This is a genomic window from Clostridium sp. TJA032 (assembly GCF_058310275.1).
Genome location: NZ_JBZEFB010000003.1, coordinates 157,707 through 181,929, shown reverse-complemented (window position 1 = coordinate 181,929; position 24,223 = coordinate 157,707). Strand labels below are relative to the sequence as shown.

Annotated in this window: 30 protein-coding genes and 1 other annotated feature; all 30 genes read left to right on the top strand. The window is 34.4% G+C overall.

What is annotated here, in order from left to right; translation table 11 throughout:
• Nucleotides 1-16 precede the first annotated feature (16 nt).
• The 30 genes from nusG to rplR all read left to right on the top strand — a co-directional run bounded on the left by nusG (nucleotide 17) and on the right by rplR (nucleotide 24,206).
• Nucleotides 17-538 (top strand): transcription termination/antitermination protein NusG, encoded by a 522-nt coding sequence (gene nusG, locus AC4FRL_RS09195; protein ID WP_491139910.1) that lies wholly within the window; start codon nucleotides 17-19, stop codon nucleotides 536-538.
• 74 nt (nucleotides 539-612) lie between these two features.
• The gene (rplK, locus tag AC4FRL_RS09190; RefSeq protein ID WP_003452181.1) at nucleotides 613-1,038 is read left to right on the top strand and encodes a 50S ribosomal protein L11; all 426 of its coding nucleotides are present in this window, start codon (nucleotides 613-615) and stop codon (nucleotides 1,036-1,038) included.
• A 57-nt stretch (nucleotides 1,039-1,095) separates the two neighbouring features.
• Nucleotides 1,096-1,785: a 50S ribosomal protein L1 gene (gene rplA / locus AC4FRL_RS09185; protein ID WP_003452172.1), complete on the top strand. Its 690-nt coding sequence runs from the start codon at nucleotides 1,096-1,098 to the stop codon at nucleotides 1,783-1,785.
• A 55-nt stretch (nucleotides 1,786-1,840) separates the two neighbouring features.
• Nucleotides 1,841-1,970 (top strand) — a sequence feature (ribosomal protein L10 leader region).
• A gap of 34 nt (nucleotides 1,971-2,004) precedes the next feature.
• Entirely contained in the window at nucleotides 2,005-2,505 is a 501-nt protein-coding gene (gene rplJ, locus AC4FRL_RS09180) for a 50S ribosomal protein L10 (RefSeq protein ID WP_491139909.1), read from the top strand.
• A 51-nt stretch (nucleotides 2,506-2,556) separates the two neighbouring features.
• Nucleotides 2,557-2,922, top strand: coding sequence for a 50S ribosomal protein L7/L12 (gene rplL / locus AC4FRL_RS09175; RefSeq protein WP_491139908.1), 366 nt, complete (start codon nucleotides 2,557-2,559; stop codon nucleotides 2,920-2,922).
• Nucleotides 2,923-3,225: 303 nt separating this feature from the next.
• Nucleotides 3,226-6,915, top strand: coding sequence for a DNA-directed RNA polymerase subunit beta (gene rpoB, locus AC4FRL_RS09170; protein ID WP_491139948.1), 3,690 nt, complete (start codon nucleotides 3,226-3,228; stop codon nucleotides 6,913-6,915).
• A 79-nt stretch (nucleotides 6,916-6,994) separates the two neighbouring features.
• Nucleotides 6,995-10,531, top strand: a complete 3,537-nt coding sequence (gene rpoC / locus AC4FRL_RS09165; RefSeq protein ID WP_491139907.1) for a DNA-directed RNA polymerase subunit beta' — start codon at nucleotides 6,995-6,997, stop codon at nucleotides 10,529-10,531.
• 112 nt (nucleotides 10,532-10,643) lie between these two features.
• Entirely contained in the window at nucleotides 10,644-10,883 is a 240-nt protein-coding gene (locus tag AC4FRL_RS09160) for a ribosomal L7Ae/L30e/S12e/Gadd45 family protein (RefSeq protein ID WP_491139905.1), read from the top strand.
• Nucleotides 10,884-10,940: 57 nt separating this feature from the next.
• A complete protein-coding gene (gene rpsL, locus AC4FRL_RS09155; protein WP_003452165.1) occupies nucleotides 10,941-11,321 on the top strand; it encodes a 30S ribosomal protein S12 in 381 nt (126 codons plus the stop codon).
• Nucleotides 11,322-11,480: 159 nt separating this feature from the next.
• A complete protein-coding gene (gene rpsG, locus AC4FRL_RS09150; protein ID WP_491139904.1) occupies nucleotides 11,481-11,951 on the top strand; it encodes a 30S ribosomal protein S7 in 471 nt (156 codons plus the stop codon).
• A gap of 80 nt (nucleotides 11,952-12,031) precedes the next feature.
• Nucleotides 12,032-14,098, top strand: a complete 2,067-nt coding sequence (fusA, locus tag AC4FRL_RS09145) for an elongation factor G (protein WP_491139903.1) — start codon at nucleotides 12,032-12,034, stop codon at nucleotides 14,096-14,098.
• 65 nt (nucleotides 14,099-14,163) lie between these two features.
• On the top strand, nucleotides 14,164-15,357 hold the full coding sequence (gene tuf / locus AC4FRL_RS09140) for an elongation factor Tu (protein WP_168970974.1): 1,194 nt from the start codon (nucleotides 14,164-14,166) through the stop codon (nucleotides 15,355-15,357).
• A gap of 695 nt (nucleotides 15,358-16,052) precedes the next feature.
• A complete protein-coding gene (gene rpsJ / locus AC4FRL_RS09135; protein ID WP_003479233.1) occupies nucleotides 16,053-16,361 on the top strand; it encodes a 30S ribosomal protein S10 in 309 nt (102 codons plus the stop codon).
• Between the two features lie 82 nt (nucleotides 16,362-16,443).
• Nucleotides 16,444-17,073: a 50S ribosomal protein L3 gene (gene rplC, locus AC4FRL_RS09130; protein WP_003476250.1), complete on the top strand. Its 630-nt coding sequence runs from the start codon at nucleotides 16,444-16,446 to the stop codon at nucleotides 17,071-17,073.
• A gap of 24 nt (nucleotides 17,074-17,097) precedes the next feature.
• Complete coding sequence (gene rplD / locus AC4FRL_RS09125; RefSeq protein ID WP_003454270.1) at nucleotides 17,098-17,712, top strand: 50S ribosomal protein L4; 615 nt, start codon at nucleotides 17,098-17,100, stop codon at nucleotides 17,710-17,712.
• Nucleotides 17,712-18,005, top strand: a complete 294-nt coding sequence (rplW, locus tag AC4FRL_RS09120; protein WP_003454311.1) for a 50S ribosomal protein L23 — start codon at nucleotides 17,712-17,714, stop codon at nucleotides 18,003-18,005. The genes rplD and rplW overlap by 1 nt, the downstream gene beginning before the upstream one ends.
• Nucleotides 18,006-18,059: 54 nt before the next feature.
• Nucleotides 18,060-18,893 (top strand): 50S ribosomal protein L2, encoded by an 834-nt coding sequence (rplB, locus tag AC4FRL_RS09115; RefSeq protein ID WP_491139901.1) that lies wholly within the window; start codon nucleotides 18,060-18,062, stop codon nucleotides 18,891-18,893.
• 70 nt (nucleotides 18,894-18,963) lie between these two features.
• Nucleotides 18,964-19,245 (top strand): 30S ribosomal protein S19, encoded by a 282-nt coding sequence (rpsS, locus tag AC4FRL_RS09110; protein WP_491139900.1) that lies wholly within the window; start codon nucleotides 18,964-18,966, stop codon nucleotides 19,243-19,245.
• A 27-nt stretch (nucleotides 19,246-19,272) separates the two neighbouring features.
• Nucleotides 19,273-19,608, top strand: a complete 336-nt coding sequence (rplV, locus tag AC4FRL_RS09105) for a 50S ribosomal protein L22 (protein WP_491139899.1) — start codon at nucleotides 19,273-19,275, stop codon at nucleotides 19,606-19,608.
• Nucleotides 19,609-19,628: 20 nt separating this feature from the next.
• A complete protein-coding gene (rpsC, locus tag AC4FRL_RS09100; protein WP_003454406.1) occupies nucleotides 19,629-20,297 on the top strand; it encodes a 30S ribosomal protein S3 in 669 nt (222 codons plus the stop codon).
• Between the two features lie 30 nt (nucleotides 20,298-20,327).
• The gene (gene rplP, locus AC4FRL_RS09095) at nucleotides 20,328-20,762 is read left to right on the top strand and encodes a 50S ribosomal protein L16 (RefSeq protein ID WP_003454381.1); all 435 of its coding nucleotides are present in this window, start codon (nucleotides 20,328-20,330) and stop codon (nucleotides 20,760-20,762) included.
• Nucleotides 20,762-20,971 (top strand): 50S ribosomal protein L29, encoded by a 210-nt coding sequence (gene rpmC / locus AC4FRL_RS09090; protein WP_003454396.1) that lies wholly within the window; start codon nucleotides 20,762-20,764, stop codon nucleotides 20,969-20,971. Before rplP ends, rpmC begins: the two co-directional genes overlap by 1 nt.
• A 21-nt stretch (nucleotides 20,972-20,992) precedes the next feature.
• Nucleotides 20,993-21,247: a 30S ribosomal protein S17 gene (gene rpsQ, locus AC4FRL_RS09085; RefSeq protein WP_003454312.1), complete on the top strand. Its 255-nt coding sequence runs from the start codon at nucleotides 20,993-20,995 to the stop codon at nucleotides 21,245-21,247.
• Nucleotides 21,248-21,277: 30 nt separating this feature from the next.
• Nucleotides 21,278-21,646 (top strand): 50S ribosomal protein L14, encoded by a 369-nt coding sequence (gene rplN, locus AC4FRL_RS09080; protein ID WP_003454425.1) that lies wholly within the window; start codon nucleotides 21,278-21,280, stop codon nucleotides 21,644-21,646.
• Nucleotides 21,647-21,669: 23 nt separating this feature from the next.
• Nucleotides 21,670-21,984, top strand: coding sequence for a 50S ribosomal protein L24 (rplX, locus tag AC4FRL_RS09075; RefSeq protein WP_491139898.1), 315 nt, complete (start codon nucleotides 21,670-21,672; stop codon nucleotides 21,982-21,984).
• A 22-nt stretch (nucleotides 21,985-22,006) separates the two neighbouring features.
• The gene (gene rplE, locus AC4FRL_RS09070) at nucleotides 22,007-22,546 is read left to right on the top strand and encodes a 50S ribosomal protein L5 (RefSeq protein WP_003454431.1); all 540 of its coding nucleotides are present in this window, start codon (nucleotides 22,007-22,009) and stop codon (nucleotides 22,544-22,546) included.
• A gap of 16 nt (nucleotides 22,547-22,562) precedes the next feature.
• Nucleotides 22,563-22,748: a type Z 30S ribosomal protein S14 gene (locus AC4FRL_RS09065; protein WP_003470274.1), complete on the top strand. Its 186-nt coding sequence runs from the start codon at nucleotides 22,563-22,565 to the stop codon at nucleotides 22,746-22,748.
• 33 nt (nucleotides 22,749-22,781) lie between these two features.
• Nucleotides 22,782-23,180: a 30S ribosomal protein S8 gene (rpsH, locus tag AC4FRL_RS09060; protein WP_003454446.1), complete on the top strand. Its 399-nt coding sequence runs from the start codon at nucleotides 22,782-22,784 to the stop codon at nucleotides 23,178-23,180.
• Between the two features lie 96 nt (nucleotides 23,181-23,276).
• On the top strand, nucleotides 23,277-23,816 hold the full coding sequence (rplF, locus tag AC4FRL_RS09055; protein WP_491139897.1) for a 50S ribosomal protein L6: 540 nt from the start codon (nucleotides 23,277-23,279) through the stop codon (nucleotides 23,814-23,816).
• A 30-nt stretch (nucleotides 23,817-23,846) separates the two neighbouring features.
• Entirely contained in the window at nucleotides 23,847-24,206 is a 360-nt protein-coding gene (rplR, locus tag AC4FRL_RS09050) for a 50S ribosomal protein L18 (RefSeq protein WP_003454424.1), read from the top strand.
• The last annotated feature ends 17 nt before the right edge of the window (nucleotides 24,207-24,223 follow it).

Genomic DNA, 24,223 nt, shown 5'->3' with positions numbered 1-24,223 from the left:
TTCACCGATATGATATATGAGTGATAGAGCTAGATGGTACGTAGTACACACATATTCAGGATACGAAAATAAAGTTAAAGCAAATCTTGAGAAAACTATAGAGAACAGAAACTTAGAATCTTTAATTTTAGACATTCAAGTTCCTATGGAAGAGAGTGCTGAAGAAAAAGATGGTAAGATAAAAGTTACTTTAAAGAAAAAATTCCCAGGATATGTTATAGTAAACATGGTTATGACAGATGAATCTTGGTATGTAGTAAGAAATACAAGAGGAGTAACTGGATTCGTAGGTCCAGGGTCAAAACCTGTACCACTTACCGATGAAGAGGTAGAATCTATGGGAGTAATGAAAACTGCTATAGATATTGACTTGGAGGTAGGAGAAACTATAAACATTATTTCAGGAGCTTTAAGTGGCTTTGCTGCTATAATCCAAGAAATAAATGTTGAAAAAGGCAAAATAAAAGCCTTAGTAGATATGTTCGGTAGAGAAACTCTAGCTGAACTAGATTTTAATCAAGTAGAAAAATTAGATTAAAAATCAGACTAACGTCTCGATCAAGTGGGAGGGCGGAAGTCCGATAATTACCACAGTATAGGAGGAATAAACTCATGGCTAAGAAAGTAACAGGAATGATAAAACTTCAACTTCCTGCAGGAAAAGCAACACCAGCACCACCAGTAGGACCAGCTTTAGGTCAACATGGTGTAAACATAATGGGATTCTGTAAAGAATTCAACGCAAAGACTGCTGATAAAGCTGGCTTAATAATACCAGTTGTAATAACTGTATATCAAGACAGATCATTCAGCTTCATATTAAAAACTCCACCAGCTGCAGTTCTTATAAAGAAAGAATTAGGCTTAGAAAGTGGATCAGGTGTTCCAAATAGAACTAAAGTTGGAAACATCACTAAAGAGCAAATAAGAAAAATTGCTGAATTAAAAATGCCAGACTTAAATGCTGCAACAATCGAAACTGCAATGAGCATGATCGAAGGTACTGCTAGAAGTATGGGTGTAGTAGTAGTAGAATAATTTATTCAAATCGGTGGGAGGTAAAAACCGCTAATACCACGAAGGAGGATTATATTAATGGGAAAGAAATATATTGAAAGTTCAAAATTAATAGATAAAAATGCATTATATACTCCAGCAGAAGCTTTAGAGCTTGCTGTTAAAACTGCAAAAGCTAAATTCGATGAAACTATCGAATTACACGTAAGATTAGGTGTAGACCCAAGACATGCTGACCAACAAGTTAGAGGAGCTGTTGTTCTTCCACACGGAACTGGTAAAGATGTTAAAGTTTTAGTTTTCGCTAAAGGTGAGAAAGCTAAAGAAGCTGAAGCTGCAGGAGCAGATTTCGTTGGAGCTGACGAATTAGTACAAAAAATTCAAGGTGAAAACTGGTTTGACTATGATGTAGTTGTTGCTACTCCAGATATGATGGGTGTAGTTGGTAGATTAGGTAGAGTATTAGGACCAAAAGGTTTAATGCCAAACCCAAAATCAGGAACAGTTACATTTGATGTAGCTAATGCTATAAAAGAAATCAAAGCAGGTAAAGTTGAGTATAGAGTAGATAAGACTGCTATAGTTCACTGTCCAATAGGTAAGAAGTCTTTCGGAACTGAAAAATTAGTTGAAAACTTCAAAGCTTTAATGGATGCTTTAGTAAAAGCTAAGCCAGCTGCTGCTAAAGGACAATACTTAAAATCAGTTTCAGTTTCAGCTACTATGGGACCTGGAGCTAAAGTTAATCCAGCTAAAGTTTTAGATTAATTTTAATAAAATGCTTGACATAAGTTTTAGTATTTGTTAAAATAATTCTTGTTGAAAAAGTGAATGAAAGTTTCCGTAGACAGTAGGTGCTTTTAAAAAGCATAACGTAGAACAACCTACCGAGGGCAATTATAGTGTATATAATAGTCTTCCTATGTCTACGGGAAGACTTTTCTTATTATATAAAGCAGTTAAATAAACTGTGAGGAGGTGGACACAGTGAACAAAAACAGACAATTAAAAGAAGCTAAAGTTGCAGAAATTAAAGAGAAATTAGAAAAAGCTCAATCAGTTGTACTTGCTAGCTACCAAGGTTTAACAGTAGAACAAGATACAAACTTAAGAAAGAGCTTAAGAGAAGCAGGTGTTGAGTACAAAGTTTACAAAAACACACTAGTTACTCTAGCTGCAAAAGAATTAGGTTTTGATGGATTAGTTGAATACTTAGAAGGTCCAGTTTCAATAGCTTTCGGTTACGAAGATGCTACTGCTCCAGCTAGAATCCTTAACGATTTTGCTAAGGAAAACAAAAAGCTTGAGTTAAAAGCTGCTATAGTAGAAGGAACAGTTTACAACAAAGAGCAAACTGAACAACTTGCTGCTATACCTTCAAGAGAAGTGTTACTTGCAAAACTTCTTGGAAGTATCAAGTCACCACTATCAAACTTTGCATACTTATTAAGTGCAATAGCAGACAAGAAAGAAGAATCTGCTGAATAATTAATAAATTAAAAATAAAAATACAGGAAAGAAAATTCGGAGGTGCGAATCATGACAAAAGAGCAAATCATAGAAGCTATAAAAGAAATGAGTGTTTTAGAATTAAACGAGTTAGTTAAAGCTTGTGAAGAAGAATTCGGAGTAAGCGCTGCTGCTCCAGTTGCTGTTGTAGGCGGAGCTGCTGCAGGTGCTGCTGCAGAAGAAAAATCAGAGTTTGACGTAGTATTAACTAGTGCTGGTGCAAACAAAATAAAAGTAATCAAAGCAGTTAGAGAATTAACTGGTTTAGGATTAAAAGAAGCTAAAGAAATAGTTGACGGAGCTCCTAAAACATTAAAAGAAGCTGTAGCTAAAGAAGAAGCTGAAGAAATGAAAGCTAAATTAGCTGAAGTTGGAGCTGAAGTAGAGCTTAAGTAATTAAAGCTTAATTTAAAAATATTAAAAGAGGTACTTAGTAGTGCCTCTTTTTTTTAACTCAAGAAGATTGAATTAAAAAATAATTTAAAGTAAATTTTTTTAGAATATTGACAATGGGTATTGCCTATGATACCATAAGTAAATGTACTATTGTGTAATAGTATAAAGTGAATATGAATTTTATGTATACTACCTTTAAAAATGGGTATACTAAAAAGATGATATTGTATGTAATCCGAAAGCATAGGTCCTTAGGGAAAGTATGCTTTTGGCTATTTTAGTTTATACAAGGGGTGAAAGTTGATGGTACATCCTGTCCAAGTTGGAAAAAGAACGAGAATGAGCTTTGCAAAAGTCAAAGACGTGGCTGAAATGCCAAACCTAATTGAAATTCAATTAGATTCTTACAAATGGTTTTTAGATGCAGGACTTTATGAGGTTTTTGATGATATTAATCCTATCTCAAACTTTACTGGAAATCTTGTGCTTGAATTTGTAGGGTACACTCTAGATATGGATAACATAAAATATTCAGTTGAAGAGTGTAAAGAAAGAGACACTACTTATGCTGCACCGCTAAAAGTAGCTGTAAGACTTCAAAATAAAGAAACTGGAGAAATAAAAGAACAAGAGGTATTCATGGGAGACTTCCCATTAATGACAGAGCAAGGAACTTTTATAATTAATGGTGCCGAAAGAGTTATTGTTTCTCAGTTAGTAAGATCACCAGGAGTTTATTACAACTATAATGTAGACAAAACTGGTAAAAAACTGTTCTCAGCAACAGTAATACCTAACAGAGGTGCATGGTTAGAGTATGAAACAGATTCAAATGATGTTATCTATGTAAGAATAGATAAAACAAGAAAACTTCCTATTAGTATATTAGGAAGAGCTATGGGCTTTGGAAGCGATCAAGAACTTCTTGAGTATTTTGGAGAAGAAGAAAGATTCAAAGCTACAATAGAAAAAGACAATACTAAGACTAAAGAAGAAGCATTATTAGAAATCTATAAGAGATTAAGACCAGGTGAACCACCTACAGTTGATAGTGCGATTAGTTTAATAGATTCTTTATTCTTTGATGCTAAGAGATATGATTTATCAAGAGTTGGAAGATATAAATTTAACAAAAAACTTGCAATAAGTTTAAGAATTGCAAATCAAATAGCAGCAGAAGATATAATAGATAAATTAACTGGTGAAGTTTTAGTTGCAAAAGGTGAAAAGATATCAAGAACTAAAGCAGAAGAAATTCAAAACAGAGGTATAAACTCAGTTGACGTTTTAGTTGAAGACAGAGTAATTAGAATTATAGGTAATCACTTTGTAGATATACATAAGTGTGTGGATTTTGATTTATCAGATTTAAATATCAGAGAATTAGTTCACTACCCAACACTAAGAGAAATTCTAGATAGCTATTCAGATGAAGAAACTATAAAAGAAGAAATTAAAAAGAATATAACAAGACTTATTCCAAAGCATATAATTAAAGATGATATATTTGCTACAATAAGTTATCAAATAGGATTAGCTTATAATATTGGATATGTAGATGACATAGACCATTTAGGAAATAGAAGATTAAGAAGTGTTGGAGAGCTTTTACAAAATCAATTTAGAATTGGTTTATCAAGAATGGAAAGAGTAGTTAAAGAAAGAATGACTATTCAAGACCAAGAAGCTATAACTCCACAACAGTTAATAAACATAAGACCAGTAGCAGCAGCTATAAAAGAATTCTTTGGAAGTTCACAGTTATCACAGTTCATGGATCAAACAAACCCATTATCTGAGTTAACTCATAAGAGAAGATTATCAGCTCTTGGACCAGGTGGTCTATCAAGAGAAAGAGCTGGATTCGAAGTAAGAGACGTTCACCACTCTCATTATGGTAGAATGTGTCCTATAGAAACTCCAGAAGGACCAAACATAGGTCTTATAAACTCTTTAGCTACATATGCTAAAGTTAATGAATATGGATTTATAGAAACTCCATATAGAGTTGTAGATAAAACAGAAGGAAGAGTAACAGATGAAATAAGATACTTCACAGCAGATGAAGAAGATCAATATTTAGTTGCTCAAGCTAATGAGCCTTTAGATGAAAATGGATGTTTTATTGACAAAAAGGTTACTGTTAGAGATAAAGATGAAGTTTTAGTAGTTCCAAGTAAGGATGTTGACTTAATGGACGTTTCTCCTAGACAGTTAGTATCAGTAGCTACAGCTATGATACCTTTCTTAGAGAATGATGACGCATCAAGAGCCTTAATGGGATCAAACATGCAACGTCAAGCAGTTCCTTTATTAAAACCATATGCTCCAATAGTTGGTACTGGAATAGAATACAAAGCAGCAGTAGATTCAGGGGTTCTTCCTAAAGCTAAAAATGCTGGTGAAGTTGTTTATGTAAGTGCTAATGAAGTTAGAGTTAAAAGAGAGTTAGATGGTTCAATTGATACTTACAAACTTCTTAAGTTTAAGAGAAGTAACCAAGGTACTTGTATAAACCAAAGACCAATTGTTCAAAAAGGTGATTGGGTTCTTAAAGGTGAAGTATTAGCAGATGGACCTTCAACAGATTTAGGAGAAATTGCTTTAGGTAAAAACATAAGAATGGGATTCATAACTTGGGAAGGATATAACTACGAGGATGCTATGCTTATCTCAGAAGAGTTAGTTAGAGAAGACGTATTTACATCAATCCATATAGAAGAATATGAATGTGAAGCAAGAGACACTAAATTAGGACCAGAAGAAATAACTAGAGATATTCCAAACGTAAGTGAGGATGCTTTAAAGGATATAGATGAAAGAGGAATAATCAGAATTGGTGCTGAAGTAAGATCAGGAGATATCTTAGTTGGTAAAGTAACACCAAAAGGAGAAACTGAACTTACAGCTGAAGAAAGATTATTAAGAGCTATCTTCGGAGAAAAAGCTAGAGAAGTTAGAGATACTTCTTTAAGAGTTCCTCATGGAGAAGCAGGTATTATAGTAGATGTAAAAGTGTTTACAAGAGAAAATGGAGATGATTTATCACCAGGAGTTAATGAACTTGTAAGATGTTACATCGCTCAAAAGAGAAAAATATCAGTAGGAGATAAGATGGCGGGTCGTCATGGTAATAAAGGGGTTATCTCAAGAGTATTACCAGAAGAAGATATGCCATTCTTACCAGATGGTAGACCACTTCAAATATGCTTAAATCCACTAGGGGTTCCATCTCGTATGAACATCGGTCAGGTATTAGAAGTTCACTTAGGATGGGCAGCAAGTGCTTTAGGATGGCATATTGCTACTCCAGTATTTGATGGTGCTACAGAAACAGATATAGAAGACTGCTTAGAAAAAGCAGGATATAATAGAAATGGAAAAACAGTTTTAAGAGATGGTAGAACTGGAGAAGAATTTGATAACGAAGTAACAGTTGGTATAATGTACATCTTAAAACTTGCTCACTTAGTTGATGATAAGATCCATGCTAGATCAACAGGACCTTACTCACTAGTAACTCAACAACCACTTGGTGGTAAGGCACAATTCGGAGGACAAAGATTCGGAGAGATGGAGGTTTGGGCATTAGAAGCATATGGTGCAGCTCATACTCTTCAAGAAATACTTACTGTTAAGTCAGATGATGTTGTAGGTAGAGTTAAAACTTACGAGGCGATTGTTAAGGGTGAAAATATTCCTGAACCAGGAGTGCCTGAATCATTTAAGGTTCTTATTAAAGAATTACAAGCTTTATGCTTAGACGTTAAAGTTTTAAATGATAATAATCAAGAAGTTAAGTTCAAAGAATTAGCTGAAGATGATGATGAAATTGAAGTATTAGAAGTTAACATGGAAGGTACTGAAGATTCAACAGAAGAAGCTAAGGAAGATAAAGGGGAAGCATATATCCCTGAGGAAATTGAAGAAGAAATTGACTATGATTTATTAGACTTCGCAAGTGATTTAGACATAGAAGATGATTTTAACTAGGATATAAAGTATTCCCTTACTATTATAAGTAAGGGAATACTTAAAAATTCACATTAAACTATGAAGGGAGGACACACCCTTGTTCGAATTAAATAATTTTGATGCTTTACAAATCGGGTTAGCATCTCCAGAACAAATTAGAGAGTGGTCTAGAGGAGAAGTAAAGAAACCTGAAACTATTAACTATAGAACTTTAAAACCTGAGAGAGACGGATTATTCTGTGAAAGAATATTCGGACCTATAAAGGACTGGGAATGTCACTGTGGAAAATACAAAAGAGTTAGATATAAAGGTATTGTATGTGACAGATGTGGTGTTGAAGTAACTAAATCTAAGGTTAGAAGAGAGAGAATGGCTCATATTGAATTAGCTGCGCCTGTATCTCACATTTGGTACTTTAAGGGAATACCTTCAAGAATGGGATTAATTCTTGATATGTCACCAAGAGCTTTAGAAAAAGTTTTATATTTTGCATCATATATAGTTATAGATCCAAAAGAAACTTCACTTTTAAAGAAACAACTTCTTAATGAAAAAGAATATAGAGAAGCTTGTGATAAATATGGTGAAGAAAGCTTTGTAGCTGGAATGGGTGCAGAAGCTATAAAAACATTATTATCAGAAATAGACTTAGAAAGAACTGCAGCTGAGCTTAAAGAAGAATTAAAGCAAAGCACAGGTCAAAAGAAAGTTAGAATAATAAGAAGATTAGAAGTTGTAGAATCATTTAAATCATCAGGAAATAAACCAGAATGGATGGTTGTAGATGTAATACCAGTTATACCACCAGATTTAAGACCGATGGTTCAATTAGATGGAGGTAGATTTGCTACTTCAGACTTAAATGATTTATACAGAAGAGTTATAAATAGAAATAATAGACTTAAAAAGTTATTAGACCTTGGAGCACCTGACATAATAGTTAGAAATGAAAAAAGAATGCTTCAAGAGGCTGTAGATGCTTTAATAGACAATGGTAGAAGAGGAAGACCTGTAACTGGTCCTGGAAATAGACCTCTTAAATCCTTATCAGATATGCTTAAAGGTAAGCAAGGAAGATTTAGACAAAACTTACTTGGTAAGAGAGTTGACTATTCAGGAAGATCAGTTATAGTTGTTGGTCCTGAGTTAAAGATGTATCAATGTGGTCTTCCAAAAGAAATGGCCTTAGAATTATTTAAGCCTTTTGTTATGAAGAAATTAGTTGAAGACGGAGTTGCTCATAACATAAAGAGTGCTAAGAGAATGGTTGAAAGAGTAATGCCACAAGTATGGGATGTACTTGAAGAAGTTATAGCAGACCATCCAGTATTACTAAACAGAGCACCTACTCTACATAGATTAGGTATTCAAGCTTTCCAACCAGTTTTAGTTGAGGGTAGAGCTATAAAGCTTCATCCACTTGTATGTACAGCATATAATGCTGACTTTGATGGAGACCAAATGGCTGTTCATGTACCTTTATCAGTTGAAGCTCAAGCAGAAGCTAGATTTTTAATGCTTGCAGCAGGTAATATAATGAAACCTTCTGATGGTAGACCAGTTTGTGTACCTACTCAGGATATGGTTCTTGGTTCATATTACTTAACAATGGATAAAGATGGAGCTAAAGGAGAAGGAAAATATTTCTCTTCATTTGATGAAGTAATAATGGCTTATCAATTAAAAGAAGTTGATATTCATGCTAAAATCAATGTTAAAGTTATTAAAGAAGTAAACGGAGAAATTAAGTCAGGAATAATCAAAACAACTCCAGGATTTATAATCTTTAATGAATGCATACCTCAAGATTTAGGTTTTGTAAATAGAGAAAATCCTGAAGAAATGTTTAATTTAGAAATAAATTTCTTAATAACTAAAAAGTCATTAGGAAAAATAATCGATAAGTGTTATTTAAAGCATGGTCCAACTAAGACTTCAATAATGCTTGATAATATAAAAGCAACAGGATATCATTATTCATCAATAGGTGCTGTTACAGTTGCTGCTTCAGATATGATAGTTCCTAAAAAGAAATATGATTTATTAAGAGAAGCTGATGAAACAGTAGATAAGATTGAAAAGATGTATAGAAGAGGTCTTATCTCAGAAGATGAAAGATATGAAAGAGTTATAGAAAAATGGACTGAAACTACTGAAGAAGTTGCAGATACATTAATGAATAGTTTGGATAAATTTAACCCAATATTCATGATGGCAGATTCAGGAGCCAGAGGTTCTAAATCACAGATTAAACAGTTAGCTGGTATGAGAGGACTTATGGCAAGTCCATCAGGTAAGATTATCGAGTTACCAATCAGAGCATCATTTAGAGAAGGTCTAGATGTATTAGAGTACTTCATTTCTACTCATGGAGCTAGAAAAGGTAACGCAGATACAGCTCTTAAAACTGCTGACTCAGGTTACTTAACAAGAAGACTTGTTGATGTAAGCCAAGATGTTATAGTAAGAGAACACGACTGTGGAACTCAAAATGGTATTTATGTTGAAGAAATAAAAGAAGGTTCAGAAGTTGTTGAACAATTATCTGAAAGATTAACAGGAAGATATACTGCAGAAGATGTTTTCCATCCAGAAACTGGAGAGCTTTTAGCTAAAAATGATACTTATATGGACCCTGTATTAGCTGAAAAAATAGCTGATAGTGGAGTTAAAAAAGTAAAAATAAGATCAGTATTCACATGTGATTCTAAGGTTGGAGTATGTACTAAGTGTTATGGTATGAACATGGCAACATCATATAAGATTAATATTGGTGAAGCTGTTGGTATCGTAGCTGCTCAGTCAATCGGAGAACCAGGAACACAGCTTACAATGAGAACATTCCATACAGGTGGAGTTGCTGGAGCAGATATAACTCAAGGTCTTCCAAGAGTTGAAGAGTTATTTGAAGCAAGAAAACCAAAAGGATTAGCAATTGTAAGTGAAGTTGCAGGTACTGTAAGAATAGAAGAAACCAAGAAGAAGAGAACAGTTTATGTTGTTACTGATTCAGGAGAAGAATATAGTTATGATATACCATTTGGTTCAAGATTAAAAGTTAAGGATGGCATGGCTATAGGAGCTGGAGATGAAATAACAGAAGGTTCAGTTAACCCACATGATATTATGAACATTAAGGGTGTAGATGGTGCAAGAGAGTACTTACTTTCAGAGGTTCAAAAAGTTTACAGACTTCAAGGGGTTGATATAAATGATAAACACTTAGAAGTTGTAGTTAGACAGATGACTAGAAAGATAAAAGTAACTGAGCAAGGTGATACTAATTTATTACCAGGTGTAATGATTGATATGTTTGATTTCAGAGCTGAAAATGAAAGAGTTGAAAGCTTTGGAGGAGAAAAAGCTCAAGGAGATATAGTTCTTCTTGGTATTACTAAGGCAGCTCTTGCTACAGATAGTTTCTTATCAGCAGCATCATTCCAAGAAACAACAAGAGTTCTTACTGATGCAGCAATTAAAGGAAAAATTGATCCTCTTGTTGGATTAAAAGAAAATGTAATAATTGGTAAGTTAATTCCAGCAGGTACAGGTATGATGAAATATAGATCATTAAAATTAAATACTGAAAATAGTAATCAAGAAGCTGAAACAATAATTGAGATTGAAGAATAAGATTAATTTTGTTGACAGTAGTATTCTTAGATGATAAAATACAGTTTGTGTGATTAGCAAAGTACTAAGGGATTAACTTGTCTACATGATTATTTACAATGGAGGTAATCTTATGGTAGACAGACTTTTAGGAAAAAAGGTTATTGGCATAAAACAATCCACAAAAGCTATAAAAAAAGGTGAAGGAAAAATTTTATATGTTGCAGAAAATGCTAATGATAAAATAGTTTCACCATTAATAAAATTAGCAAAAGAATGTGGAGTTGAAATAAAACATGTTAAGAACATGAAAATTCTAGGAGAAATGTGCGGCATAGATGTAAAATCAGCAGTAGCATTAATCTTAGATTAGAGTGTTAACATCTAAAATTTATATAGATAGTTAAATAATTTATCAGGAGGTGAAAGTATGCCAACTATAAGCCAATTAGTAAGAAAAGGCAGAAAAACAGTAGCATCAAAATCAACTGCACCAGCTCTTAAAGAGTGTCCACAAAAAAGAGGAGTTTGTACTGTAGTTAAAACAACTACTCCTAAGAAACCTAACTCAGCGTTAAGAAAAATCGCCAGAGTAAGATTAACTAATGGATACGAAGTAACAGCTTACATTCCTGGTGTAGGCCACAACTTACAAGAGCATAGTGTTGTTCTTATAAGAGGTGGAAGAGTTAAAGACCTTCCTGGTGTTAGATACCACATAGTAAGAGGAGCTTTAGACTCAGCTGGAGTAGCTAACAGAATGCAAGGAAGATCAAAGTACGGTGCTAAGAAACCAAAGCAAAAGAAATAATTATTGCTTAAACTTAGTTTAAGTGCTGTGTCTTCAAGTTTAGATAGATAACTGATTGAAGTTTAAATATAGATTATGAAGCAAGCACTTTACGACAATCGATTAAGTTGTGTCGAGTACCGATGAACTTAAACAAAAATTGTTAAGGAGGGAAGAAAAGTGCCAAGAAAAGGACATATTGCAAAAAGAGATGTATTACCAGATCCAGTGTACAATTCAAAAGTTGTTACTAAGTTAATAAATAACGTAATGGAAGATGGTAAAAAAGGAGTAGCACAAAAAATATGCTACGATGCTTTCCAAATAATCAATGAAAAAACTGGCAGAGATGCTATGGAAGTTTTTGAGGAAGCAATGAACAACATAATGCCTTTATTAGAGGTTAAAGCTAGAAGAATAGGTGGTGCTAACTACCAAGTTCCAATAGAAGTAAGACCTGAAAGAAGACAGACTTTAGGATTAAGATGGCTTCTTGTAGCTTCAAGAAAAAGAGGCGAGAAGTACATGAGAGAAAGATTAGCTGGAGAATTAATAGATGCAGCTAACAATACTGGAGCAGCTGTTAAGAAGAGAGAAGATACTCACAAAATGGCTGAAGCTAATAAAGCATTTGCTCATTACAGATATTAATAAAATGGAACTGTTTTGGCTAAGAGCCAAAACAGTTTTGTTGAATTTAAAAACACTATACGTTGAGAGGAGGAGTCACAATGGCTAGACAATATCCGTTAGAAAAATTCCGTAACTTCGGAATAATGGCACACATAGATGCTGGTAAAACAACTACTACTGAGCGTATTCTTTTCTATACAGGAAGAAACCACAAAATAGGGGAAACTCATGATGGAGCTTCAACTATGGACTGGATGGCTCAAGAGCAAGAAAGAGGTATAACAATAACTTCTGCTGCTACAACTTGTTTCTGGAAAGGTTATGAATTAAACATAATCGATACTCCAGGACACGTAGACTTCACAGTTGAGGTTGAAAGATCATTAAGAGTTCTTGATGGAGCTGTTACTGTTCTTGATGCTAAGAGTGGAGTTGAACCACAAACTGAAACTGTTTGGAGACAGGCAGACAAGTACGGCGTTCCAAGAATGATTTATGTAAACAAAATGGATGCTACAGGAGCTGACTACTACAACTGTATAAACACAGTTAGAGAAAGATTACAAGCTAATGCTGTTGCAATTCAAATTCCAATAGGTCAAGAAGATGAATTCCAAGGAATGGTTGATTTATTAACTAACCAAGCAATAATCTTCAAAGATGACTTAGGAAAAGAAATAGAAGTAGGTGAAGTTCCAGCTGAATTAGCTGATAAAGCAGAAGAATACAGAGCTGCTATGATTGAAGCTATAGCTGAAACTGATGAAGAGTTAATGATGAAATACTTAGAAGGTGAAGAGTTAACTCTTGAAGAATTAAAAGTTGCTTTAAGAAAAGCTACTATAAATAATGAAATAATCCCAGTTATATGTGGATCATCATACAAAAATAAAGGTGTTCAACAAATGATTGATGGTGTTGTTGATTACTTACCATCACCATTAGATATACCTGCAGTTAGAGGAACTAACTTAGATGGTGAAGAAGAAGTTAGAGAAGCTTCAGACGACGCTCCAATGTCAGCTTTAGCATTCAAAATAGCTACTGACCCATTCGTAGGAAGATTAGCTTTCACAAGAGTTTACTCAGGAATACTAGAAAGTGGTTCATATGTATTAAACTCAACTAAAGGTAAAAAAGAAAGAATCGGAAGACTTGTTAAGATGCATGCTAACTCAAGAGAGGAAGTTGAATCATTAGAAGCAGCTGAATTAGGAGCTGTAATAGGTCTTAAGAACACAACTACTGGAGATACTTTATGTACAGAAGCAGCTCCAATAATATTAGAAAAGATGGAATTCCCAGAGCCAGTTATATCTATAGCTATAGAGCCAAAAACAAAAGCTGGTCAAGAAAAAATGGGTATAGCTTTATCAAAGCTTGCTGAAGAAGATCCAACTTTCAAAACTTGGACTGATCAAGAAACAGGTCAAACTATCATAGCTGGTATGGGTGAGCTTCACTTAGATATCATCGTTGATAGATTACAAAGAGAATTTAAAGTTGAGTGTAACGTAGGTGCTCCTCAAGTTGCTTACAAAGAAACTATCAAAAAGGCTGTTGAAGCAGAAGCTAAATTTGCTAGACAATCTGGTGGTAGAGGACAATACGGTCACTGTAAGATAGAAATGATACCAACTGAAGGTGAGTATGAATTCGAAAATGCTATCGTTGGAGGAGCTATTCCAAGAGAATATATTCCAGCTGTAGATAACGGAATCAGAGAAGCTGCAGAAAGTGGTATAATAGCTGGATACCCAGTTATAAACTTCAAAATCAGATTATTCGATGGATCATACCATGATGTTGACTCATCTGAAATGGCATTCAAAATAGCTGGATCTATGGCATTCAAAAACGCTATGGCTAAAGCTGATGCTGTATTACTTGAGCCTATAATGAAAGTTGAAATAACTGTACCAGAAGAGTACATGGGAGACGTTATAGGAGATGTTAACTCAAGAAGAGGTAGAATGGAAGGAATGGACTCAAGAAATGGTGCACAAATCATAAGAGCATTCATACCACTATCAGAAATGTTTGGATATGCAACTGCATTAAGATCAAGAACTCAAGGTAGAGGAACTTATGCAATGGAATTCGATCATTACGATGACGTTCCTAAGAGCATCCAAGAAGAAGTTGCAGGAAAGAAAAATAAATAATTAAAGAAGCTTTTAAAGCTTCTTTAATATAATAATATTTTATAAAATTAAAGGAGGAATTTGCAATGTCAAAAGCAAAATTTGAAAGAAGCAAACCACACGTTAACATTGGAACAATCGGTCACGTAGACCACGGTAAAACAACTTTAACAGCAGCTATAACAACAGTTTTAGCTCAAGCTGGTGGAGCAGAAGCATTCAAATACGATGAAATAGATAAAGCTCCAGAAGAAAAAGAAAGAGGAATCACAATCAACACAGCTCACGTTGAATACGAAACAGCTAACAGACACTACGCACACGTAGACTGTCCAGGACATGCTGACTACGTTAAAAACATGATAACAGGAGCAGCTCAAATGGACGGAGCTATCTTAGTTTGTTCAGCAGCAGATGGTCCAATGCCACAAACAAGAGAGCACATCTTATTATCATCAAGAGTTGGAGTTGACCACATCGTAGTATTCTTAAACAAAGCAGATATGGTTGACGACGAAGAATTATTAGAATTAGTTGAAATGGAAGTTAGAGAGTTATTAAGCGAGTACAACTTCCCAGGAGACGACATTCCAGTAATCAAAGGATCAGCTTTAGTAGCATTAGAAAACCCAACTGATGAAGCTGCAACAGCTTGTATCAGAGAGTTAATGGATGCTGTAGATAGCTACATCCCAACACCAGAAAGAGCAACAGATAAGCCATTCTTAATGCCAGTAGAAGACGTATTTACAATCACTGGTAGAGGAACAGTTGCAACAGGAAGAGTTGAAAGAGGAGTTCTACATGTAGGAGACGAAGTAGAAATCATCGGATTAACTGAAGAAAGAAGAAAAACTGTTGTAACAGGAATCGAAATGTTCAGAAAGTTATTAGATGAAGCACAAGCTGGAGATAACATCGGAGCATTATTAAGAGGTATCCAAAGAACTGACATCGAAAGAGGTCAAGTATTAGCTCAAGTTGGAACAATCAACCCACACAAAAAATTCGTAGGTCAAGTATACGTACTTAAAAAAGAAGAAGGTGGAAGACATACTCCATTCTTCGATGGATACAGACCACAATTCTACTTCAGAACAACAGACGTTACAGGATCAATCAAATTACCAGAAGGAATGGAAATGGTTATGCCTGGAGACCACATTGATATGGAAGTTGAATTAATCACAGAAATCGCTATGGATGAAGGATTAAGATTCGCTATCAGAGAAGGTGGAAGAACTGTAGGTTCAGGAGTTGTTACTTCAATAATCGAATAATTTTAAATTATTATAAATTTTCTTAGTACCGAAGAACACGGGAAATAAAAATGCTTAATTAAATTCAACTTATATTTTTAGCGCAAAAATTTATAAGATTGAATTTAATTAAGAAAAGTTTCTAATATATAGACGTATATATTAGAATGCTTTTTAAAAATTAAAATTAAAGCGCAATAATTTTATTTATTAAAAAGAGTTCATTAAAATAGGCCTTTAAATTATAAAGAGAAGAATCAGTATTGATTCTTCTCTTTATTTTTTTATTGATTTTCTATAAAAAATAAATATAATATAATTTAGGAAAAAAATTTGGGCAATAATATTAATATAATATTTTTAGGAATAAAATTCTTCTTGAAAAATAAAAAAAATAGTATATTATTAATATTAGGTTTTATTTTTTTGAACGGTTTTGGGGTAAAAAAACTACATAAATGTATATGTTAAAAGTTATAAAAAAATACTTGAAAAAACATAATATACATAGTATAATGAAGAAGTTGTAAAGCGAACAGCGATGAATCAAGAGGTTGCCGGACTTCCGGGTAATTCTTGAAGAGCATGTTAGGATCTAGAATCCAACGACAGAAGTTAGTGTATCTTTCTAAAGTGTGAAACACCAGGGACAGTTTACATAATACTTACTGTTGTGCGTTAGAAGTAAAGCGTACATGAAAAGGAGGGAAACCAAAATGTCAAAACAAAAAATTAGAATAAGATTAAAAGCATTTGATCACACAATATTAGATCAATCAGCTGAGAAAATTGTTGAAACTGCTAAGTCTACAGGAGCAAAGGTTGTTGGACCAGTTCCACTACCAACTGAAAAAGACGTTATCACAATCTTAAGAGCTGTACATAAGTACAAAGACTCAAGAGAGCAGTTCGAAGTAAGAACTCATAAGAGATTAATAGACATCGTTAATCCATCACCAAAAACTGTTGATGCATTAATGAGATTAAACTTACCAGCAGGTGTTGATATCGAAATAAAACTTTAATAGTTTATTTAGATTGAATTAAGAGATTGAACTGTTATGATTGCAGAAGCAATCCGCTAATATGTTTAGGAGGTGTAGCCACATGAAAAAAGCTATAATAGGTAAAAAAGTTGGAATGACTCAAATATTCGATGAGAATGGTAGAGTAATCCCTGTAACTGTAGTTGAAGCTGGTCCATGTGTTGTAGTTCAAAAGAAAACAGTTGAAACTGATGGATATGATGCAATACAAGTAGGATTCGGTGAATTAAGAGAAAAATTAGTTAACAAACCAAGAAAAGGACATTTTGCTAAAGCTGGTGTTTCTTTAAGAAGAACTTTAAAAGAGTTCAGAATGGAAGATGTAGCTAATTACAATGTTGGAGACGAAATAAAAGTTGACACATTTGAAATTGGAGACAAAGTAGATGTATCAGGAGTTTCTAAAGGTAAGGGATTCCAAGGTACAATAAAAAGATGGAATGCTAGTAGAGGACCAATGTCTCACGGTTCTAAATTCCACAGAGCACCAGGTTCAATGGGAGCTGCTTCAGACCCATCAAGAACTTTCAAAAACAAAAGAATGCCTGGACATATGGGAGCTAAGAACACAACTGTTCTTAACTTAGAAGTAGTTAAAATAATGCCAGAAAAGAACATTATTTTAATAAAGGGTGGAATCCCAGGTCCAAATAAAGGCACAGTAGTTATAAGAAACAGCGTTAAGGCTTAATTTCTGTAGAAAGGAGGAAGCGTAATGCCTAAAGTAGGTTTATTTAATAAAGAAGGACAACAAGTTGGAGATATCCAATTAAATGAGCAAGTATTCGGAGTAGAAGTAAACAAATATGCTTTACACCAAGTAGTAGTAGCTCAATTAGCTAATAAGAGACAAGGTACTCAATCAGCTAAAACAAGATCTGAGGTAAGAGGAGGCGGAATCAAGCCTTGGAGACAAAAAGGAACAGGTAGAGCAAGACAAGGTTCTATAAGAGCGCCTCAATGGATTAAAGGTGGAGTTGTATTCGCACCAAAGCCAAGAGATTACAGAATGTCAATACCAAAGAGCATGAGAAAAGTAGCTATGACTTCTGCTTTAACTAGCAAAGTTGCAGATATGGTAGTTTTAGAAGACTTAACTTTCGAAGCTCCAAAGACTAAGGAAGCAGTTAAAATGTTAAATGCTTTCGAAGCTAAAAAGACATTAATAATAACAGCTGAAGTTAATGAAAATGTATATAAATCAGCAAGAAACATAGAAGGTGTAACAGTTATGCCTGTTAACAACATAAATGTTTATGATTTATTAAACTGCAAAACATTAATGATAACTAAAGAAGCTGTAAACAAAATTGAGGAGGTGTACGCATAATGAAGTTAACAAGCCATGATATAATCAGAAAACCAGTTATAACTGAAAAGAGTATGGCAGCTATGGCTGAAAATAAATACACCTTCATAGTTCATATGGCAGCTAACAAAGTACAAATAAAGAGAGCTGTAGAAGAAGTTTTCAACGTAAAAGTTGCTGACGTTAAGACTATGAGATTCGAAGGAAAGACTAAGAGAGTTGGAGTTCATATCGGAAAAAGAGCTGACTTCAAAAAAGCTGTTATAACTTTAGCAGAAGGTAGCAGCATAGAATTCTTCGAAGGAATGCAATAATAAAAAGCAGGTATTGGTTGAAGGCCAGATAAGCTATAAGAAGGAGGGACAATAATGGCACTTAAAAAGTTTAACCCAACTACACCATCAAGAAGACAAATGACTATGCCAACATTTGAAGAAGTTACTACAAATGCACCTGAGAAGTCACTTCTTGTTTCATTAAAGAAAACTGGTGGTAGAAACGCACAAGGTAAAATAACTGTTAGACACCACGGTGGTGGAGCTAAGAGAAAATATAGAATAATAGATTTCAAAAGAAATAAAGACGGAATTCCAGCAAAAGTTGCTACAGTAGAGTACGATCCAAATAGATCAGCTTACATAGCACTTGTTGTTTACGCTGATGGAGAGAAGAGATACATACTTGCTCCTGTAGGATTAAAAGTAGGAGATACAGTAGTATCAGGACCAGATGCTGATATTAAGCCAGGTAACGCTCTTCAATTAAAACACATGCCAGTAGGTACTTTTGTTCATAACATAGAGTTACAAGCTGGAAAAGGTGGCCAAATGGTAAGATCAGCAGGTACTTCAGCTCAATTAATGGCTAAAGAAGGTAACTATGCTACATTAAGATTACCATCAGGTGAAATGAGATACGTAAGAATAGAATGTAAAGCTACTGTTGGAACAGTATCAAATACAACTCATGAGATCGTAAATATCGGTAAAGCTGGTAGAAAGAGACACATGGGATGGAGACCAACAGTTAGAGGTTCTGTAATGAACCCTTGCGATCACCCTCACGGTGGTGGAGAAGGTAGATCTCCTATCGGTAGACCAAGTCCAGTTACTCCATGGGGTAAACCAGCACTTGGATACAAAACAAGAAAGAACAAAAAATACTCAGATAGATTCATCATTAAGAGAAGAAACGCTAAATAATCTGGAGAGAATTAAAAATTCTCTTCACAGTTTGGCGGCATAATTAAGTTTATGAAGGGAGGAAATTCTAGTGAGTAGATCAATTAAGAAAGGACCTTTCGTGCATGCAGGTCTTTTAAAGAAAATAGAAGAAATGAACCAAAGTGGAGATAAGAAAGTTATCAAAACTTGGTCAAGAAGCTCAACTATATTCCCACAAATGATAGGCCATACAATAGCTGTTCATGATGGAAGAAAACATATCCCAGTTTATGTTACAGAAGATATGGTTGGACATAAATTAGGAGAATTCGTTTTAACAAGAACTTTCAAAGGTCATATTAAAAACGAAAAAACATCAAAGAGAAAATAATAGTATCCGGGAAAGGAGGATCTTTAGATGGAAGCTAAAGCTATAGCTAAATATGTAAGAATGTCTCCAACTAAAGTAGGAGTTGTTCTTGATTTAATAAGAGGAAAGAACGTAAACGAAGCTTTCGCAATTTTAAAATATACTCCAAGAGATGCTGCTGAGGTTATAAGCAAAGTTTTAAAATCAGCGGTAGCTAATGCGGAGAACAATCACGAATTAGACGTTAACAGATTATTCGTTGCAGAAGCACATGTAGGTCACGGACCAACATTAAAAAGATTCAGACCAATGGATCATGGTAAAGCATTCAGAATAAACAAGAGAACAAGTAACATAACACTTGTTGTTAAAGAAAGAGCTTAATAAGGTAAGGAGGGAAAAGCATGGGACAAAAAGTACATCCTCACGGACTAAGAGTTGGTGTAATTAAGGATTGGGATGCAAAATGGTATGCTGATAAGAAGAATTTTGCTGACAACTTAATTGAAGATCAACAAATAAGAAAATTCATAAAGAAAGAACTTTTCTCAGCTGGAATCGCTAAGATTGAAATCGAAAGATCAGCTAAAAGAGTAAAGTTAAACATACACACAGCTAAGCCAGGAGTAATCATCGGTAAAGGTGGTTCAGGAATCGAAAGATTAAAAGCTAGCTTAAAAAATATAATAGCTGAAAAGAATGTTTTAATAAACATTGTTGAGGTTAAGAACGCTGAAACTAACGCTCAATTAATGGCTGAAAACATTGCTGCTCAATTAGAAAAGAGAATATCTTTCAGAAGAGCTATGAAACAAACTATCCAAAGAGCAATGAAAGCTGGCACATTAGGTGTTAAAACTGCTTGTTCAGGAAGATTAGGTGGAGCTGAAATAGCTAGAACTGAGCAATACAATGAAGGAACAATCCCACTACAAACAATAAGAGCTGACATCGACTATGGATTTGCTGAAGCAGATACAACTTATGGTAAAATCGGTGTTAAAGTGTGGGTTTACAATGGAGAAGTTCTTCCAACTAAAAAAGTTGAAAAAAAGGAAGAAGCTAACGCATAATAGGATGCACTAAGAAAGGAGGAATATAACATGTTAATGCCTAAAAGAGTTAAACATCGTAAGGTACAACGTGGTAGAATGAAAGGTAAGGCAACTAGAGGAAACTTTCTAGCTTACGGAGATTTCGGAATCCAAGCTACAACTTGTGGATGGATCACTAGTAACCAAATAGAAGCTGCGAGAATAGCTATCAATAGATATATAAGAAGAGGCGGAAAGCTTTGGATAAAAATATTCCCAGACAAACCTGTAACTGAAAAACCAGCTGAAACAAGAATGGGTTCAGGTAAAGGTTCAGTTGAATACTGGGTAGCAGTAGTTAAACCAGGTAGAGTTTTATTCGAGTTATCTGGAGTTGATGAAGAGAAAGCAAGAGAAGCTATGAGACTTGCTTCACACAAACTTCCTGTAAAGACTAAGTTCGTTACAAGAAGAGATTTTGAGGAAATGGGTGGTGAAGAATAATGAAGGCTAGAGAGTTAAAAGAACTAAGAACAAGCAATCCTCAAGATTTAATAAAGAAATTAGGAGACCTTAAAGCTGAGTTATTCAATTTAAGATTCCAATTAGCTACAGGTCAATTAGAAAACCCAATGAGAATCAGAGAAGTAAAAAAATCAATAGCTCAAATCAAGACAATCATAAGAGAAGAAGAGTTAAAGATTGAGCAGTAATCCTGAAAGGAGGTAACCGCTGTGGAAAGAAATTTAAGAAAAAAGAGATTAGGTAGAGTTGTTTCTGATAAAATGGATAAGACTATCGTTGTTGCGGTTGAAACAAAGGTTAGACATCCACTATACGGAAAAACTGTTAACAGAACAACTAAGTTTAAAGCTCATGATGAGAATAATGAGGCTAGATTCGGAGATAGAGTTCTTATAATGGAAACTAGACCATTATCAAAAGATAAGAGATGGAGACTTGTTGAGATAGTAGAGAAAGCAAAATAGTTTTCTAAAGTCTGAAAGGAGGTTAATTTCATGATACAACAACAAACCTTACTAAAGGTTGCTGATAACTCAGGTGCAAAAGAAATAATGTGCATAAGAGTTTTAGGCGGATCTAAAAGAAAATTCGGAAATATCGGAGATGTAATAGTTGCTAGCGTTAAAAGTGCAACACCAGGCGGAGTTGTTAAAAAAGGCGAAGTAGTAAAAGCAGTTATTGTAAGATCAGTAAGAGGACTAAGAAGAGCTGACGGTTCATACATCAAATTTGATGAAAATGCAGCTGTAATAATAAAAGATGATAAGCAACCAAGAGGAACTCGTATCTTTGGACCAGTTGCAAGAGAGCTAAGAGATAATGAGTTCAATAAAATCTTATCATTAGCACCAGAAGTTCTATAATAAACGATTAGGAGGTGGCTAAGATGAAGGTACATGTTAGAAAGAACGACACAGTAGTAGTTATATCAGGTAAAGATAAAGGAAAAACTGGTGAAGTTTTAAGAGTAATTCCTAAGACTGGTAAAGTAGTAGTTAAAGGAGTTAATTTAGTTAAAAAGCATCAAAAACCTAATAGACAAAACATGCAAGGTGGAATAATAGAAATGGAAGCTCCAATAAATAGCTCAAAAGTTATGTTATTCTGCAACAAATGTAAAAAGGCTACAAGAATAAGCCATAAGTTATTAGAAGACGGTGCAAAAGTAAGAGTATGTAAGAAGTGTGGAGAAACATTCTAAAATTTGAAAGGAGGTACTTTACGTGAATAGACTTCAAGAAAGATATGAAAAAGAAGTAGTTCCAGCTATGATGGAAAAGTTCGGATACAAAAACATAATGCAAGTTCCTAAAATAGAAAAAGTTGTTATAAACATGGGAGTAGGAGAAGCTAAAGACAATCCTAAGGTTCTAGAATCAGCTGTTAGTGATTTACAAATAATCGCTGGACAAAAGCCTGTATTAACAAGAGCTAAAAAGTCAGTTGCTAACTTTAAAATAAGAGAGAACATGGCTTTAGGATGTAAAGTTACTTTAAGAAAGACTAATATGTACGAATTCGTAGATAAATTAGTTTCAATAGCTTTACCAAGAGTAAGAGACTTCAGAGGAGTTTCAGCTAAAGCATTTGATGGAAGAGGAAACTACTCATTAGGAATTAAGGAACAATTAATATTCCCAGAAATAGAGTATGATAAAGTAGATAAAGTAAGAGGAATGGATATAATCTTCGTTACTAGTGCTAACACAGACGAAGAAGCAAGAGAATTATTAAGATTCCTTGGAATGCCATTCGCTCAATAATAAGGAGGGGATACGCATGGCTCGTAAGGCAATGATCGAAAAATGGAAAAAAGAACCTAAATACAAAACTAGAGCGTATACTAGATGTAGATTATGTGGAAGACCACATTCTGTATTAAAGAAATTCGGAATTTGCCGTATCTGCTTCAGAGAATTAGCTTACAAAGGTGAAATTCCTGGATGTAGAAAGGCAAGCTGGTAATATAACTAGTAGAATGAAAGGAGGCACAATAGAATGGTTATGACAGATCCTATCGCAGACTTACTAACTCGTGTTAGAAACGCGAACTCAGTAAGACACGAAGTTGTTGAAGTACCTTCTTCAAGTGTTAAGAAGGCTATCGTAAATATATTATTACAAGAAGGTTATCTTAAAGGAGTAGAGGAGTACAATGATGGTGTAGTTCCTATGATGAGATTAACTTTAAAGTACGGAGCAAACAATGAAAGAGTTATAACTGGTTTAAAGAGAATATCAAAACCAGGTTTAAGAGTTTACTGCAAGAAAGATGAAGTTCCTAGAGTATTAAACGGACTAGGTATCGCTTTAATATCAACTTCAAAAGGATTAGTAGTTGACAGAGAAGCTAGAAAATTAGGATTAGGCGGAGAAGTTATCTGCTACGTTTGGTAATTTTTTAGAGTGAGAAAATAACATAGATTTATATAGATTGAAGCAAAGAGATGATTTAAAAAAATATAAGGACCAAATTCACAGGAGGTGCGCATTATGTCAAGAGTAGGTAAAATGCCTATAGCTATCCCTGCTGGAGTAACTGTTACTGTAACACCAGAGAACGTTGTTACAGTAAAAGGCCCTAAGGGTGAGTTAGTTAAAGCTATGCACAAAGACATTAATATAGCTGTAGAAGATGCTCAAGTAGTTGTTACTAGACCAAGTGACGTTAAAGAACACAGAGCACTTCACGGATTAACTAGAGCTTTACTTAATAACATGGTTATCGGAGTAAGCCAAGGTTTTTCAAAAACTTTAGAGTTAAACGGAGTTGGATACAGAGCTCAATTACAAGGAAAGAAACTTGTTATGAACTTAGGATATTCACATCCAGTAGAAGTTGAATCAGTTGATGGAGTAGACTTCAAATTAGATGGAACAACTAAAGTTATCGTTGAAGGTATCGATAAAGAAAAAGTTGGAGCAGTTGCTGCTAACATCAGATCATGGAGAAAACCTGAACCATACAAAGGTAAAGGAATCAAGTACTCTGATGAAGTTATAAGAAGAAAAGAAGGTAAAACTGGTAAATAATAAATACTAATATAGAAAGGAGTGAACCTTATGTTCAAAAAGGCAGACAGAAAAGAAGCAAGAGAAAGACGTCACCTAAGAGTTCGTAAGAAGGTATTCGGAACTCCAGAAAGACCAAGATTATCTGTATATAGAAGTGAAAAGAACATATATGCTCAAATAATAGACGACGTTAATGCTGTTACTTTAGTAGCTGCTTCAAGCTTAGATAAAGCTATCGAAGTTAAAGGAAGCAACAAAGAAGCTGCTAAATTAGTTGGAGAATTAGTTGCTAAGAGAGCTATAGAAAAAGGAATAAACGATGTAGTATTCGACAGAGGTGGATACGTATATCACGGAAGAGTTGAGGCTTTAGCTAGCGGAGCAAGAGAAGCCGGATTAAAATTCTAATCTACAAGGAGGGGAAA